At 66.8% G+C, this 15,411-nt stretch carries 12 protein-coding genes; 6 read left to right on the plus strand and 6 right to left on the minus strand.

Going from position 1 to position 15,411, the window contains the following annotated elements; genetic code table 11:
* The first annotated feature begins 18 nt into the window (after nucleotides 1-18).
* Complete coding sequence (gene hemQ / locus ACRC20_RS08480; RefSeq protein ID WP_438685923.1) at nucleotides 19-717, plus strand: hydrogen peroxide-dependent heme synthase; 699 nt, start codon at nucleotides 19-21, stop codon at nucleotides 715-717.
* 4 nt (nucleotides 718-721) lie between these two features.
* Here the strand turns inward: hemQ and ramB are convergent, their stop codons facing one another.
* Nucleotides 722-2,137, minus strand: a complete 1,416-nt coding sequence (ramB, locus tag ACRC20_RS08485) for an acetate metabolism transcriptional regulator RamB (RefSeq protein ID WP_438685924.1) — start codon at nucleotides 2,135-2,137, stop codon at nucleotides 722-724.
* 115 nt (nucleotides 2,138-2,252) lie between these two features.
* On the opposite strand from ramB, the gene ACRC20_RS08490 reads away from it, so the two are divergent.
* The 5 genes from ACRC20_RS08490 (at nucleotide 2,253) to ACRC20_RS08510 (ending at nucleotide 8,332) form a co-directional block, all read left to right on the plus strand.
* Nucleotides 2,253-2,900: a hypothetical protein gene (locus ACRC20_RS08490; RefSeq protein ID WP_438685925.1), complete on the plus strand. Its 648-nt coding sequence runs from the start codon at nucleotides 2,253-2,255 to the stop codon at nucleotides 2,898-2,900.
* A 358-nt stretch (nucleotides 2,901-3,258) separates the two neighbouring features.
* The gene (gene aceA, locus ACRC20_RS08495; protein WP_438686199.1) at nucleotides 3,259-4,545 is read left to right on the plus strand and encodes an isocitrate lyase; all 1,287 of its coding nucleotides are present in this window, start codon (nucleotides 3,259-3,261) and stop codon (nucleotides 4,543-4,545) included.
* A 96-nt stretch (nucleotides 4,546-4,641) separates the two neighbouring features.
* On the plus strand, nucleotides 4,642-5,520 hold the full coding sequence (locus ACRC20_RS08500; RefSeq protein WP_438685926.1) for a 3-hydroxybutyryl-CoA dehydrogenase: 879 nt from the start codon (nucleotides 4,642-4,644) through the stop codon (nucleotides 5,518-5,520).
* A gap of 9 nt (nucleotides 5,521-5,529) precedes the next feature.
* The gene (gene metE, locus ACRC20_RS08505) at nucleotides 5,530-7,827 is read left to right on the plus strand and encodes a 5-methyltetrahydropteroyltriglutamate--homocysteine S-methyltransferase (RefSeq protein ID WP_438685927.1); all 2,298 of its coding nucleotides are present in this window, start codon (nucleotides 5,530-5,532) and stop codon (nucleotides 7,825-7,827) included.
* A gap of 40 nt (nucleotides 7,828-7,867) precedes the next feature.
* A complete protein-coding gene (locus ACRC20_RS08510; protein WP_438685928.1) occupies nucleotides 7,868-8,332 on the plus strand; it encodes a PPOX class F420-dependent oxidoreductase in 465 nt (154 codons plus the stop codon).
* A 40-nt stretch (nucleotides 8,333-8,372) separates the two neighbouring features.
* Here the strand turns inward: ACRC20_RS08510 and ACRC20_RS08515 are convergent, their stop codons facing one another.
* The 5 genes from ACRC20_RS08515 to pepN all read right to left on the minus strand — a co-directional run bounded on the left by ACRC20_RS08515 (nucleotide 8,373) and on the right by pepN (nucleotide 15,276).
* Entirely contained in the window at nucleotides 8,373-8,963 is a 591-nt protein-coding gene (locus ACRC20_RS08515; RefSeq protein ID WP_438685929.1) for a hypothetical protein, read from the minus strand.
* Complete coding sequence (locus tag ACRC20_RS08520) at nucleotides 8,960-10,654, minus strand: hypothetical protein (protein WP_438685930.1); 1,695 nt, start codon at nucleotides 10,652-10,654, stop codon at nucleotides 8,960-8,962. The genes ACRC20_RS08515 and ACRC20_RS08520 overlap by 4 nt, the downstream gene beginning before the upstream one ends.
* Nucleotides 10,651-10,980 carry a hypothetical protein gene (locus tag ACRC20_RS08525; RefSeq protein ID WP_438685931.1) on the minus strand — a complete coding sequence of 110 codons (330 nt, stop codon included), beginning with the start codon at nucleotides 10,978-10,980 and terminating at the stop codon, nucleotides 10,651-10,653. Before ACRC20_RS08525 ends, ACRC20_RS08520 begins: the two co-directional genes overlap by 4 nt.
* A gap of 130 nt (nucleotides 10,981-11,110) precedes the next feature.
* Nucleotides 11,111-12,691, minus strand: coding sequence for a Na+/H+ antiporter (locus tag ACRC20_RS08530; protein WP_438685932.1), 1,581 nt, complete (start codon nucleotides 12,689-12,691; stop codon nucleotides 11,111-11,113).
* Between the two features lie 14 nt (nucleotides 12,692-12,705).
* Entirely contained in the window at nucleotides 12,706-15,276 is a 2,571-nt protein-coding gene (gene pepN / locus ACRC20_RS08535) for an aminopeptidase N (protein WP_438685933.1), read from the minus strand.
* Between the last annotated feature and the right edge of the window lie 135 nt (nucleotides 15,277-15,411).

A 15,411-nucleotide genomic window follows, 5' to 3' on the forward strand; every position in this document is an offset into this window, starting at 1 on the left:
CGGCGTAACATGGCCCGCATGGCTGAACGATTGGACTACGCGGCGCTCAACTCCGAGATCCGTTACCTCATGTTCTCGACGTTCCGGGTCCGGCCCGGCGAGTTGGACGAGAACCGGGAGAAGGTAGGGGCCGAGGCTCGGGAGTTCTTCGAGGAGCAGGCGCAGTCCGGAGTCGAGCTGCGGGGCGTGTACGACGTGTCCGGGCTGCGCGCGGACGCGGACGTCCTGCTGTGGACGCACGCGGAGAAGATCGAGTCGTTGCAGGCCGCGTACCAGGGCTTCCGGCGCAAGACCGCGCTGGGCAGGGCGAGCGACGCGGTGTGGAGCGCCGCCGCCTTGCACCGGCCTGCCGAGTTCAACAAGTCGCACGTCCCGGCGTTTATGAAGGGCGAGCCGGCTCGGGGCTACATCTGCGTGTACCCGTTCGTGCGGTCCTACGAGTGGTATTTGCTGCCCGACGAGGAGCGCCGCGCCATGCTCGCGGAGCACGGCCAGGCCGCCCGCGTCTACCAGGATGTCCGGGCCAACACGGTGTCCAGCTTCGCGCTCGGCGACTACGAGTGGGTGCTGGCCTTCGAGGCGGACGAGCTGCACCGCATCGTCGACCTCATGCGCGAGCTGCGGGCCACCGAGGCCAGAATGCACGTCCGCGAGGAGACCCCGTTCTTCACCGGCCCCAAGACCACTTTCGAGGCGTTGGCGGAGTCTCTGCCGTAAGGGGCTACCGGGGCTCGATGAGGTAGGGGGACACAGTCGAGCGGTGCTCGTCGAGGTCGAGCTTGCGGCCGAGCGGCGGGAAGGCGCGCTGCGGGCAGTTCTCGCGCTCGCAGACTCGGCAGCCGGTGCCGATCGGGGTCGCGTTCGCCCGGTTCGAGAGGTCGAGCCCGTCGCCGTAGACGAGGCGGTGCGCGTGCCGCGTCTCGCAGCCGAGCCCGATGCCGAAGGTCTTGCCGGGCTGGTTGTAGCGCGTGGCCCGGCGTTCGACGGTGCGCGACACCCAGAGGTAGCTGCGCCCGTCGGGCATCTGGGCAAGCTGGGTGAGGATCTTGCCGGGGGAGCCGAAGGTCTCGTACACGTTCCACAACGGGCAGGTGCCCCCGGAGGAGGAGAAGTGGAATCCCGTCGCGGACTGGCGTTTGGACATGTTGCCCGCGCGGTCCACCCGGACGAAGGAGAACGGCACGCCGCGCAGGTTCGCCCGTTGCAATGTGGAGAGCCGGTGGCAGATCGTCTCGTACGAGACGGCGAAGTAGGCCGAGAGGCGTTCGATGTCGTATCGGAACTCCTCGGCCACCTCGTAGAACTGGCGGTAGGGCAGCACGATGGCCGCCGCGTAGTACTTGGCGAGCGCCATACGGGCGAGGCGGGCCGAGTTCTCGCTGGAGAAGTCGCCTTCGCGGACCAGCTCCTCGATGAGCCCCCCGTGCTCGAGGAAGGCGAGCTCGGTGGCGAGTTTGAAGATCCGCTGCCCCGGCGCGAGCCTGGTGGCGATGGACAGCGACTGGGTCTCGGGGTCGTATTGGTGCGTGACCCCCTCGGGGAGGTCCACCCGCTCCACGATGCGCACGCCGTGGGACGACCGGATCAGCGTCGGGATCTCCGAGCTCAGCTCGCCGCCGTTCATGCGCATGCGCCGGGTCACGTCCTCGGCGGCCCGGTCGAGCGAGTCCAGGTAGTTCTGCCGTTCGTAGAAGTACTGCTGCACCTCCTCGTGCGGCATGCTCGCGATAGCGGGCAGCGGCTCGCCCGCGCGGTGCTCCCCGAGCGCGGCGACCTGGTCGGCGAGCTCCCGGTAGCGGTGGTAGAGCTGGAGCATGGCCTTGGCGAACTTCGGATGGGCGGAGACCACCTCGGCGACGGCGTCCGGGTTCGTGTCGATGTCGACCCCGGTGTCCATCGCGACCTCGCGGATCTCGGCGACGAGCCGGGTGTCTTCCTGTTCGGTGAAAAACTCCGCGTCCACGCCGAGCTTCTCGGAGAGGCGCACGAGCAAGGGGACCGTGAGCGGCCGCACGTCGTGCTCGATCTGGTTGAGATAGCTCGGCGATATGTCGAGGTCGGCGGCCAACGCGACCTGCGAGAGGCCGCGTTCCACGCGCAACTGCCGCAGGCGGGGCCCTGCGTACGTCTTCACCACCAGATCAGAATAGAACGGGAGTCCGAGATCACGTCGCCGTCGCAGGCAATTTTTTGATATGATCAGTAACAGTATGGTCACTAAAAGGTTACTGCTCGCAGCTTTTGCGCTGGCAGTGGGCGCTGGGGTTTGCACGGCTGCGCAGGCTTCGGCCGACCCTGGCGCGCAGGACCTCCTCCTCACCGCCGAAGACTCGCCAGAAGGCTACACCCCGCACCCGCAGTCGCTCGAAGACGCGTTGAGCACGCTCACGACGGCCCGCGACTGGATGTTCGGGGGCGGCGCCCAGATCGACCCCCCGACGTGCACGGCGGAGCTGACCTGGTTCATGACGAACCTGATCCCCGACGATTCGGCGGCCATCACGATCTGGGGCCCGCAGATGCTCCTCGCCGACGGGGTGGGCAGGGGCGGCCACCAGCTCAAGGACTTCGACTCCCATATCGACACCTGCAAGAAGGTCCGGGTGACCTCGGGGGCGGTGATCGTGGACGCCACGCTGGAGAAGCAGGAGCCGCCGAAGACTGCGGCGACCGCGTCCAGGGGGTTCAAGGAGACGGTGACGTTCACGCTCGGCGGGTTCCAGCAGACCCGCGTGGTGGTCGGCTTCTACGGCTCGGTCGGGAGCACGGCGGCATTGGTGATCGGGGGCTCGCGAGACCTCGACCCCTCCGCGTTGGCCTCGGACACGATCCTCTCGGTGGTCAGCGATTTCTACCTGCGGCAGATCGCCAAGGTGGACAAGGCCCGCCCGCACAAGTGAAGCCGGGGCTCCCGGTGATGTCTCACACATTTCAAGACGGCGGGCGGAGGCTCGCGCGCCGCTCCGCGACCGACGCGGCCGGGCTCCGCGGATCTGGGGCTCGCGGCTCGCGCCGATAAATCACAGTACAAGCGTACTTTTTACCAATCGCTCGATAAATTTCGCACGAAGAGATTGGCAAGGTTAGCAAAACCATCTGGAAAAGTAGCTGTGTTTCACAGTTTTCATCGACTTGACCTGCGTCGATGGTCATGTCATTCTGGAGATCGCCAAAGCGAGGCGGGTGTAAAATATCCGTCAATGCCACGGCAGGCTTCACCCTCCAACCGTTAGCCAAGGAGTAACCATGGGCGCCAACATCAGCAAGGTCGGCACGCCGCCCAGCGCGGAAGAGATCCAGAAGGACTGGGACACCAACCCGCGTTGGAAGGGCATCACGCGCACCTACACCGCAGAGCAGGTGAACGCGCTGCAGGGCAGCGTCATCGAGGAGTACACCCTCGCCCGCCGCGGCGCGGAGACGCTGTGGAACCTGATCCACAACGAGGACTACGTCCACTCGCTCGGAGCGCTCTCCGGCAACCAGGCCGTGCAGTACATCAAGGGCGGCCTCAAGGCCATCTACCTCTCCGGCTGGCAGGTCGCGGGTGACGCGAACCTCTCCGGGCACACCTACCCGGACCAGAGCCTCTACCCGGCCAACTCGGCCCCGAACCTGGTCCGCCGCATCAACAACGCGTTGATCCGCGCCGACCAGATCGACCGCCAAGAGGGCAAGAAGTCCGTCGAGAACTGGCTCGCGCCGATCGTCGCGGACGGCGAGGCAGGCTTCGGCGGCGCGCTCAACGTGTTCGAGCTGCAGAAGGCCTTCATCGCCGCGGGCGCCGCAGGCACCCACTGGGAAGACCAGCTCGCCTCGGAGAAGAAGTGCGGCCACCTGGGCGGCAAGGTGCTCCTGCCGACCCAGCAGCACATCCGCACCCTGACCTCCGCGCGTCTGGCCGCCGACGTCTCGAACGTCCCGACCGTCGTCGTCGCCCGCACCGACGCCGAGGCCGCGACCCTCATCACGAGCGACGTGGACGAGCGCGACAAGCCGTTCGTCACCGGCGAGCGTTCCACCGAGGGCTACTACTACCTGAAGAACGGCGTCGAGCCCTGCATCGCCCGTGCGATCGCCTACGCCCCGTACTCCGACCTGATCTGGATGGAGACCGGCAAGCCCGACCTCGAACTCGCGCGGACCTTCGCCGAGGGCGTCAAGAAGGAGCACCCGGACCAGCTGCTGGCGTACAACTGCTCGCCGTCCTTCAACTGGAAGCAGCACCTGGACGACGCCACCATCGCCAAGTTCCAGCGCGAGCTCGGCGCGATGGGCTTCAAGTTCCAGTTCATCACCCTCGCGGGCTTCCACGCCCTCAACTACAGCGCCTTCCACCTCGCGAAGGGCTACACCGAGGGCGACATGTCGGCCTACGTCGAGCTGCAGGAGCAGGAGTTCGCCTCTGAGGACCAGGGCTACACCTCCACCAAGCACCAGCGCGAGGTTGGCGCGGGCTACTTCGACCTGGTCGCGACCACGGTCGACCCGACCTCTTCCACCACTGCTCTGAAGGGCAGCACCGAAGAGGGCCAGTTCCACTAAGCCTGAGCCCGTGCTGCTCCGATGCCCCTGGCTATCGCCAGGGGCATCGGAGTAGGCTCAGAAACACAGACAAACCTCGACATTGAGGAGCAAATCTTGACGAGCGAGAGCATCTCTCGAGTTGGTGTGATCGGCGCTGGGCAGATGGGGGCCGGTATCGCCGAGGTGTGCGCCAGGGCGCACACGGACGTGCTGGTGTACGAGCCGACAAGAGAGCTGCTCGCGGCTGGTCGCGCGCGCATACTGCGCTCCCTCGACCGAGGCGTCTCCAGCGGCAAGGTCACCGAGCGCGAGCGCGAGCAGGCCGCGTGGCGGTTGCGCTTCACCTCCGACCTCGGCGACTTCGCCGACCGCCAGCTCGTCGTCGAGGCCGTCCTTGAGGACGAGAAGGTGAAGACCGAGATCTTCAACGAGCTCGACGCCGTGGTCACCGACCCGAACGCGGTGCTCGCCTCGAACACCTCCTCCATCCCGATCATGAAACTGGGCATGGCGGCCAAGCAGTCCAACCGCGTGCTCGGCCTGCACTTCTTCAACCCGGTCCCGGTGCTCCCGCTCGTCGAGCTCGTGACCACCCTCATGACTTCCCCCGAGGTCTCCGAGCGCGCCGAGGCGTTCGCGCGCGACGTGCTCGGCAAGCAAGTGGTCCGTTCCGCGGACCGCGCAGGCTTCATCGCGAACGCCTTGCTGGTGCCGTACCTGCTCTCCGCCATCCGCATGGTGGAGTCGGGGTTCGCGACGGTGGAGGACATCGACAAGACCATGGTCCTCGGCTGCGCGCACCCGATGGGGCCGCTGAAGCTGACCGACCTGATCGGGCTCGACACCACGAAGGCGATCGCAGACTCCATGTACGCGGAGTTCAAGCAGTCGCTGTACTCGCCGCCGCCGCTGCTGCTGCGCATGGTCGAGGCGGGCAGGATCGGCAAGAAGGTCGGCCACGGCTTCTACCAGTACACCAGCGGCGACCGCTGAGGAGCGGCGATGACGACCCCAGCGGTTGAGACGGAGTACGGGTCCAGCATCCTGGGGTATCCCAGAATCGGGCCGAGACGTGAGCTCAAGCGCGCGTTAGAGGGGTATTTCCACGGGCCGGTCTCGAAAGAGGAGCTCAAGGCCGTCGGCCTGAGGCTGCGCGACAGCACCTGGCAGGAGCTCGCGGCCATCGGCCTCGAACAGGTTCCCGGCAACACCTTCTCCTACTACGACCACATCCTGGACTCGGCGCTGGTCTTCGGCGCGGTGAGCCCTCGGTATGTGCCGTTGCGCGAAGAGCTCGACGACCTCGACCTGTACTTCACGATGTGCCGGGGCCGTCCAGACTTCCCGCCGTTGGAGCTGGTCAAACTCTTCGGCAACAACTACCACTACCGCCAGCCCGAGATCAGCGAGGACACCGTCTTCGAGGTCTCCTCGTACGCCGAGGAGCTCCTCGCGGAGCACGCACGGGCGAAGGCGCAGGGCGTCGAGCTCCGGCCGGTCCTCCTCGGCCCGGTGTCGCTGCTGCTGTTGTCGAAGCGGGCGCCGGAGGCGCAGGCCGACTTCCGGCCGATCGACCGCCTCGCCGACCTCCTGGCCGCGTACTTGGACCTTTTGGGCAGGCTCGCGAAGCAGGGCACGAAATGCGTCCAGTTCGACGAGCCCGCGTTCACCTCGGACCGCTCGGACTTCGAGCTGGAGCTGCTCGGCGAGGCGTATGCGAAGCTCTCCGCGCCGAGCCTCGCCGCCCGGCCGAGGATCTTGGTGACGGGGCAGTACGGCTCCCTCGGCGACGCGCTGCCGATCCTCGCGTCCTCGAATATCGAGGCGATCAGCCTCGACCTGGTGGCCGCGCCGATCCCGCCCGAGGAGCTGGCGGCCCTTCCCGGCCTGCGCCGCAAGCGCCTCTACGCGGGCGTGGTGGACGGGCGCAACGTGTGGCGCAACGACCGGCTCGCCACCTTGGGGTATTTGACCGAGCTCAAGAACGTCGTCCCCGACATCGTGGTCTCCACTTCGTCGACTCTGCTGCACGTCCCGTACGACGTGCTCGCCGAGTACGACCTGCCCGAGATCCTCGACGGCAGGCTCGCGTTCGCGAAGCAGAAGGTCGGCGAAGTCGTCGCGCTCACCAAGGCGCTGCGCGAAGGCGCTCCCGCGAGCTGGAGCAAGACCACGCCCGCGAAACCGCACGTGGACCAGGAGGTCCGCGACCGGGTCGCGTCCGTGACCGGCGCAGACCGGAACAGGCGACTGCCCTACGAGGAGCGCAGGGCCCTGCAACAAGAGCGCTTCAACCTGCCGAAGGCGCCGACGACGACGCTCGGCTCCTTCCCGCAGACCCCGGAGATCCGCCGCGCCCGCTACGAGCTCGGCGAGGGGCGGTTGTCCTGGGAGGACTACCTCAAACGGGTGCGCGACGAGATCGAGCGGATCGTCCGGCTGCAAGAGGACATCGGCTTGGACGTGCTCGTCCACGGCGAAGTCGAGCGCAACGACATGATCCAGTACTTCGCAGAGCTCATGGAGGGCTTCGCGACCACGCGCCACGGCTGGGTCCAGGCGTACGGCACCCGTGCGACCCGTCCGCCGGTCATCTACGGCGACGTGTCCCGGCCCAAGCCGATGACGGTGGAGTGGATCGCCCACGCGCAGTCCTTCACGAACAAACCGGTGAAAGGCATTCTCACCGGCCCGGTGACGATGCTGGCCCGCTCGTTCGTCCGCGAAGACCTCCCGCATCAGCAGATCGCCGACCAGATCGCCCTCGCGGTGCGCGACGAGATCGCGGACCTGGAAGACGCGGGCATCGGCATCATCCAGGTGGACGAGCCCGCGATCCGCGAGCTGTTGCCGCTGCGGGCGCAGGGCAGGCGCAAGTATTTGGACTGGGCGGTCGGCGCGTTCCGGCTCGCCACTGGCGGGGCCAAGCCTGCGACCCAGATCCACACGCACCTGGAGTACTCCAGCCTCGGCCTTGTGGTCGAGGCGTTCGAGCAGATGGACTGCGACGTCACGGCGCTGGTCGCGACCAGGTCGATCGCGTGGGTGCTCCAGCAGCTGCGCAACGGAGGCTTGAGCTGCGACGTCGGTCCCGGCGTGTACGAGAGCCGCTCCGCACGGATCCCGGACATCGACGAGCTCGACGAGCGGATCACCGAGGCGCTGAAGTTCGTGGACTTCGACCGGCTCTGGGTGAATCCCGACGGCGGCCTGAAGACTCGGCACTACTGGCAGCTGCAGCCCTCGCTGCGGAACATGGTCGCAGCCGCTCGGAGGCACCGGCGGCGCGCGGGGGTCTGACCGCCGAGCGGAGACGGCGACTCGATGCGATGATGGGGGCATGACGGAAGCTGCACGGCCCGCCCTGCCAAAGGAACTGCGAGACTTGGTCGAATCCGGGCCCCTGGTCCATTTGAGCACGATCAACGCGGACGGGAGCCCGCAGGTGAGCGTGGTCTGGGTCGGGCTGGACGGCGACGACCTCGTCACCGCCCACATGGGGTGGTACGCCAAGTTGCGCAATATCGAGCGGGACCCGAGGGTCGTGCTGTCCTTCGACGCGCCTCGGACGCCAGGAGTCTTCCTGAACGAGCACGCCGTGCTGCGGGCGCGGGCGACCGTGGGGCCGAGCGACGAGGCCTGGGCGCTGCTCGACCGTTTGGCGAAAGTCTATATATCGCCGGAGGCCGAGTTCCCCGCGCCGCAAGGGCCTGGGTACATCGTGCGGTACGCGGTCGAGCGGATCGGCGGAGTCGGACCGTGGTCGGCCTCTTCGCACCGAGGCGGCGGGGCTAGGGCCGAGTAGCTCGACATCGGCTGATCCCGCTGTTCCTGCGGCTGGAACCTCAGCGGTTGGGGAGGGCTCTCGCCGAGATGGCGACATCGTGGACTTCGGGAAGATAGGCTGGGCCGCCGTGACCGTTGAGGGCCTGGATTTGGATGCGCTTGCCCGGGTAACCGACGACGGCGACCACACCGCTCCAGTGTCGGCCGTCTGGCGCTGTGCTCTCGTAGGAGTACAGTCCGCCGGGGAGGTTTGGGCCGTCCCAGGAGAGTTGCCGGATATTGGTGAGCGTGTCCTCTTTGTCTACCCATGCTAGACGCTTGGCGTCTTCGACAGGGGGAGCGGTGGAATCCGCGACACCGGGCCAGTTGACCTTCTGCATGTCGATCATCGGATCTTTTTCGGGGTGCTCGGGGCCTCGCCCGGATTGCCATAGAGAGACGCTTTTGATAGTGGTGGCTTCGTATTTATCTTGGTAGAAGCCTTTTGGGATGGTGTAGGAGATACCGAGGGAGGTATTGGCGACGGTGCTGCCTCCTTCGAGGATGCCGTTGAAGACCTTGTTGAAGGGCCAGGCGCTGCATCCGGAGATAGCGCTTGTTGCGAGGACTGCGGCGATGCTTCCTCGGAGCCAACGTTGTGTTTTCATCATCGGACCTGGGTTGCCTCGGGGACATTGAGATGACCGTTCTCGAACGTCGGATACGGGGCGTCCGGCAGCGAGTGTTGTTGGAACTGCTGGTCCGGGGCGAGGACGATCCCGCCATTGGGGTTGGGCTGGGCTTGCGCGGGATGGTAGTGGTCGTACCACTGTTGGAGCACGCTGGGATCGTTGACATTGACGTTCCCGTACATACTCAGGCCGACCATCGGACCGAGTCCCCAGCTCTCGGGCGTGCCTAGCGGTCGGGTGTCGGCCTTTTGATTGAGCAAGGGCGGGTATTCCACCTGCCCGTTTCGCATTTGGTACATCTCGAAGGAAGGATACTGCGAGACCCGGCCATTGACCGACGCTTTGCCCTGCCCGCCGTGCGGGTCGACCACGACATCGGCCTTCACCGTGCCATGGATGGCCTCGCCAGCCGGGTTCGCCAATGCGTCCGACCCCTCGACCCGCATCCGCACGCTCCCGTCGGCGGACTGCTCGACCCCGACGTGCGGGTTGCCGGAAGCTGCGGTCCCTTTCTCATCGTGGGTGACGTTCTGCCGCACCACAACGACACCGCGCTCGTAGTCGATGTACCAGCTCATCCGTGACTTGTCGGGCGCGGCGTTCGGGTCGAAACTGCGGTTGTCCCCGAGGTTGAAGGGGATCGGGTTGAGCCCGTCGGTGCCGGAGAGCGGGTTCATGACATCGTCTTGGGGGATGAAGGCGTCGCCATAGACGACGCCTGCTCCTGGCACGGGCTTGATGTGGACGACCACGATATGGGACTCGGGGTCGGTGTCGGTCGCGTCGCTGCCGTTGGGGTCGAGCGCGGCGGCCATGAGCCGGTCCTCCGGGGTTTGCGGGTAGTGCCCGTACACGCTGTAGAACAGGGCGCCCCGCCGCAGGTCCGCGTCGCCGGGACGGTCGTTCGGGCCCGCGCCCTTGTCGACCACGCCGTGCAGATCGGTGAGGTGGCCCGATTCTTCGCGCAAGACTTTCTCGTACTTCTCAAGGACGTCGTTCGCGGTCATGTTGAGGGCCACAGCGTCGGGGCGCAGCGGCTCGATGAAATCCATGAGCGATTGGAGCTTGTTCTGAGAGTGGCTGAGCGAGTTGACGAAACTCGACACCTGGCTGCTGCCGGGGATCTTCTGCACCGCTGAGACCACGCCCTCGGACACCCGTTCCACGATGTGCTCGATCCCCTTGACGACGCTGCCGACGACGGGGATGTGCTCGACGAAGCCGAGGAAGCCGTGCGCTTTCTCCTCCACGCCATGGATGATCCGGCCCGCGCCGTCGATGAACGGCTCCAAAGCGTTGCAGACGGCGTGGAAGATCCCGTCGATCTCTTCCGCTTTATGACGGATCTCTTGCAGGCGCCGTTGCGCTTCGAGGAAGGCCGCGAGCGTCCGCTGGTAGGAGTCGCTCGCGGTCTGGCACTGCTGGGCCTGCTCTTTTCGCTGCTCCAACTCGTGATTCAGGTAATTCCGGGCTGCGTCGGCTCCATCGCCCCGCCAGTCGTCGAGCTTGTCGATGGCCTCTTGAATGCCATGTGCGACCGTGCCGAGCTTTTGGTTCGCGCTTTTGTAGAGCCCGATCCGGTCGTGCAGGGTGGCCGGGTTCGCGGTGAGCACGCGGTCGCAGGTTTGTTTCGGGTCGTCGAGCCCGAGCCCCGACCACACCGTGCTCATTGCCCGCCCTTGCAGGGGCGCAGGGTGAGCTCGTCCGCGTTCGCCGAGTCTTTGCTCTCGTAATGTTCGGCCGACTCATTGAGTTTTTTGGCGGTTTCGTCGTGCTGGACCTTCGCGGTCTGCAACAGATCCTCGAAGCGGGTTTGCGCGCAGGCCCAGTCGCCGTGCTGGTACTGCGCGGCGGCTGCCACATTGCCAACGTCCGGAGCGGACTGCGAAGCCGCTTCGAGCAGCTGCGCGAGCTCGTTGAGCACCGGGCTGAACGAGGCGATCAGCGTCGCCGCGTCGCGGAGGTCCTGCGGCACGACCTCAAGATTTCCGCCCATAAATACCCATCCTCTATACGGTGGCTTTAACCTTTGGAGACTATCAGGTAGCGATATCGGGGCAAAGGCGACTTGGACTTGGCTTCTTCGTCTTGCTCTGCTCGCCTAGCGCAGGCCGGTCGAGGCCCGCTCAGGGGCGTGAGAGCCAGATTTCCTCGGAATCGACGAGGTTGCGGGCGCGGCGGAGCACGGTCTCGTCGATCTCCTGTTCCTTGTGCAGCCGGAGCAGGGTCTCGCGTTTGTGCTCGAGCAGAGCGAGCCGCAAATCGGTGTACTGCGCCAGCTGTCGCAGGCCGGGATTTGTTTCGGCCTGCTCCGCCGCTTCGGCGTGCAGCACGTCCAAACGCGTCTCGTACTCCATTTGGACACGCTCGGCGACAGCATCGTCGATGTGCAGGTCGCACGCGATCTCGGGCAGTGCCGCGAGCGCCTCTTCGAGGGCGCTGCGCTGCGCGAGCTGCAACCGCTCTTCGGGGGACTCGTCGGCCGGGAGCTTCGCCCAACGGATGACGGAGGGCAGCAGCAGCCCCTGGACGAGGGTCGTCGCCGCCACGACAGCGGCTGTGACGAACACGATGAGATCGCGGGCCGCGAACTCGCCGCCGTCTGCCACAACAACGGGGACGGCGAGGGCTACGGCAAGGGAGACCGCGCCTCGGAAGCCTGCGACCGTGCTGACGACGCATGAGCGGCCAATCGGACGCAGCAGGCCCTGATCGGTGCGCTTGCGGTCGAAGAGCCAAAGGATTTGGTCGCCCAGGGCGAAAAACGCGAGCCTGGTCGCGACCAAGGTCGCGTAGCAGGCGACAGCCAGCAGCACGCCGCGTTCGAGGGCGACGCTTTTGAGGTCGTGGACCGTGCCCGGCAGCGCGAGCCCGACGAAGACGAAGATGCCGCCGTTGAGGAGGAAGGTGATAAACGTCCAGAACGCTTGGGTTTGTTGCCGGATTTGGGCGGTCAGCACTTTGGGGACGATTTGTGCGAGGTAGAATCCGCAGGTCACCACGGCGAGCACGCCGGAAGCATGGATCGCCTCGGCGAGCAGGTACGCGAGGAAGGGCGTGAGCAGCATGGCCACCGATCCGAGCACGGGATCGGAGATGCGGCGGCGGGCGTGGAAAGCAGCCCACCCCACCAGCAAGCCTGCGCCGACGCCGCCGACGAAGGAGAGCACGACAAGCCCGCCGACGGTGAGCGCGCTCAGACGCACGGCTCCGGTCGAAGCCGTCACGGCGAGCGCGTACAGGACGAGTGCGATGCCGTCGTTGAACAAGCTCTCCGCGCACAGGATGGTCCGGCCTCGCGCGGGCAAGGCGCGGCCGAACGTGCTGATGGCAGTCGCGTCCGTGGGGGCAAGCGCCGCTCCGAGCACGCAGGCGGGGGCCCACGGCAGCGCCAACGCGTGCGCGACGTATGCGACCGCTGCGGCGGTGAGCACCACGAGCAGGGTGCTGGTGAGCGCTATCTCGCGCACATAGGCGCGAATCTCGCGCAGCGAGCTGGTGAGGCTCTCCCAGTACAGAAGCGCGGGCAGGAAGATGAAGAGCATCACCTCCGACGGCAGCGTGACCCCCGCGAACGCGGGCACCGCAGCCAGCGCCGCGCCGACGCAGAGCAGCACGATGGGAGGCGCGATGTTCAGCCGGCGGGCCACGATGGACCCGATGAGCACGGCGAGTCCGAGCGTGACGACGAGTTCGAGCTCAAACACAGCGGCTCCGAATGTCAGACAGCGTCGAATTTCCGGGCCCGCAGCGACCGCCGCACGCCGTCTTGGCCTTCGAGGACGAGCCTGCGCAGCCCCGGCGGGAGATCCGGGCCTGCGAGGAATTCGTCGGCGAGGCCGACCGAGGCCTCGCTGATCGACCAGGACGGGTACAGCCCCGTGGCGATGGTCCGCCCGACCTCGCCGGTCCGCTCCTCCCACACCGCGGGGATCTCCTTGAAGAACGTCGCGGTGTACTGCTCGAGCAGCTCGCGCTGGCCGGGGAAGGAGAATCCGGCGATCAGCGCGCGCAGCGTGGTGTTGGCAAGGTCGTCCTCGCGCAGAATCTGGTTCCAGACCTGTGCTTTCACCTCGGCCTGCGGACGGGCGGCGCGAGCTTGCGCGGCCTGCTGGGCGCCCTTCGCGGTCTTGTCCTTGGCCTGCGCCGCGTCGATGAGGGGCGAGTCGGCGCTGTCGGCGTCCACTTCGCCTGCGGCGGCGAGGGCGATCAACAGGCGCCACCGCAGGTCCGTGTCGACGACCAGGCCGGGCAGGCCGACGGCAGAGGGGTCGGTCTCGCTGATGAGGACCCGCGCTGTGCGGATCTCGTCCTCGCCGAGCGGGGTGGCCGCGAGCGCGTTCACGAAGGCGAGCTGGCTGTCCGAGCCAGCGGGGGCGCCCTGCGCAGAGCGCAGCGCGAGCTGGGCGAGCCGCGCGTAGCCCTCTGCCCTCGCCCACTCGGGGTCGGCGTAGGAGTTCACCGCCACCTGCGCCTGCATGAGCAGTCGGGACTGCACGCCGACATCGGTCTCCGACGCGACGCCCTGCTCGACCAGGGCCAAGAAGTCACGGGCCTTGGTGCGCGCGTCGCGGGTCATCTCCCACGCCGCAGACCAGGCCAACGTGCGGGGCAGGGGCTCGGCGATATCCGCGATCCGCGTCTTGAGCGTCTCCAAAGAGCCTGCGTCCAGGCGCAGCGAGCAGTAGGTGAGGTCGTCGTCGTTCACCAAGACGAGCGTCCCTGCGCGGGTTCCGGCGAGCTCGGCCACCTCTGTGCGGGAGCCCGCCACGTCGAGCTCCACCTGCTTGACGCGGACGAGCTTGCCGTCCTCCTCGCTGTAGACCCCGACCGCGAGCCGGTGCGTGCGGGTCTCGCCCGCGCCGGGGGCGGCGCCGTCCTGCTCGACCGCGAACGAGGCGTAGCGCCCTTCGCCGTCCAGTTCGAACGAGGGGCTGAGCGGGTTGATCCCGGTGGTCTTGAGCCACTGGCCGCCCCAGTTGGAGAGGTCGCGGCCGCTGGCCTTCTCCAGCGAGGCGACGAGGTCCTTGAACTCCGCGTTGCCGTAGGCGTGGGTCTGGAAGTACTCGCGAAGGCCCGCGAGGAACGGCTCGCGCCCGACGTAGGCGAAGAGCTGCTTGAGCACGCTCGCCCCCTTCGCGTACGTGATCCCGTCGAAGTTCACCTCCACAGCCTCGACGTCGGGGATGTCGGCGGCGATCGGGTGGGTCGAGGGGAGCTGGTCCTGGCGGTACGCCCACGCCTTCTCGGCTGAGGCGAAGGTGGTCCACGCGTCGGTGTACTCGGTGGCCTCAGCCTGGCAGAGCACCGACGCGAACGTGGCGAAGGACTCGTTGAGCCACAGGTCGTCCCACCAGCGCATGGTGACGAGGTCGCCGAACCACATGTGCGCCATCTCGTGCAGGATCGTCTCGCAGCGGCGCTCGTAGGTCGCCTGGGTCACCTTGGACCGGAACACGTACTCCTCGGTGAAGGTGACGCAGCCCGCGTTCTCCATCGCGCCCGCGTTGAACTCGGGCACGAACAGCTGGTCGTATTTGCCGAACGGGTACGGGAAGCCGAAGTGCTGGTGGTAGAAGCCGAAGCCTTGCTTGGTCTGCTCGAAGACCCGCGCCACGTCCATGGACTCGGCGAGCGAGGCGCGGCAGTAGAGGCCGAGGGGGATCGCGCCGTGCTCGTCCTCGTAGTTGTCCGTCCATTTCGCGTACGGCCCGGCGACGAGCGCGACGAGGTAGGTGGAGATGCGCTTGGTGGGGGCGAAGACTCGCAGCGCGCCGTCCTCCTCGACGCTCGCGACCTCGGCGTTGGAGACGACTTCCCATGCTGCGGGGGCTTTGACCTTGAGCTCGAAGACGGCTTTGAGGTCGGGCTGGTCGAAGCAGGCGAACATCCGCTTCGCGTCGGCGGTCTCGAACTGCGTGTACAAGTACACGCTGTCGTCGGCGGGGTCGACGAAGCGGTGCAGGCCCTGGCCGCTGCGCGAGTAGCGGCAGACGGCGTCCACGACGAGCTCGTTGCGCTCGGCGAGGTTCGCCAGCGCGAGCCCCTTGTCCTGCGAGTAGGAGCTCACGTCCAACGCGGTCCCGTTCAGCGTCGCCGACCGCACCTCGTCCGCGATCAGCTCGATGAACGTCTCCGAGCCGGGGGACTTGGCGGCGAACACCACGGTCGTCTTGGAGTCGAACGCGGTCTCGCTCCCGCCGGTGAGGTCCAGTTCGATGAGGTAGTGCTCGATCTCGAGCAGCCCGGCTCGTTCTTGCGCCTGCGCACGGGTGAGATTCGCCTTTGCCACGTTCGGTCCTCTCCAAGTTCTTCGGTCTGTTGCTGACAGCCTACTGACCGGGCTGGAATGCGCGCGGCGGCAGTGGTGTTGGATAAGAGGCTGTCCGTGTGCTACTGCGCGAGGCGAGAGAACTATTGAGGAGAC

The sequence above is a fragment of the Segniliparus sp. genome (assembly GCF_051660745.1).
Taxonomy (GTDB): Bacteria; Actinomycetota; Actinomycetes; order Mycobacteriales; family Mycobacteriaceae; genus Segniliparus.

Excerpts from the sequence above, each read along its gene's own strand:
- ACRC20_RS08520 (WP_438685930.1), bottom strand. The coding sequence starts at position 10,654 with ATGAGCACGGTGTGGTCGGGGCTCGGGCTCGACGACCCGAAACAAACC.
- metE (WP_438685927.1), top strand. The coding sequence starts at position 5,530 with ATGACGACCCCAGCGGTTGAGACGGAGTACGGGTCCAGCATCCTGGGG.
- ACRC20_RS08525 (WP_438685931.1), bottom strand. The coding sequence starts at position 10,980 with ATGGGCGGAAATCTTGAGGTCGTGCCGCAGGACCTCCGCGACGCGGCG.
- ACRC20_RS08510 (WP_438685928.1), top strand. The coding sequence starts at position 7,868 with ATGACGGAAGCTGCACGGCCCGCCCTGCCAAAGGAACTGCGAGACTTG.
- hemQ (WP_438685923.1), top strand. The coding sequence starts at position 19 with ATGGCTGAACGATTGGACTACGCGGCGCTCAACTCCGAGATCCGTTAC.
- ACRC20_RS08515 (WP_438685929.1), bottom strand. The coding sequence starts at position 8,963 with ATGATGAAAACACAACGTTGGCTCCGAGGAAGCATCGCCGCAGTCCTC.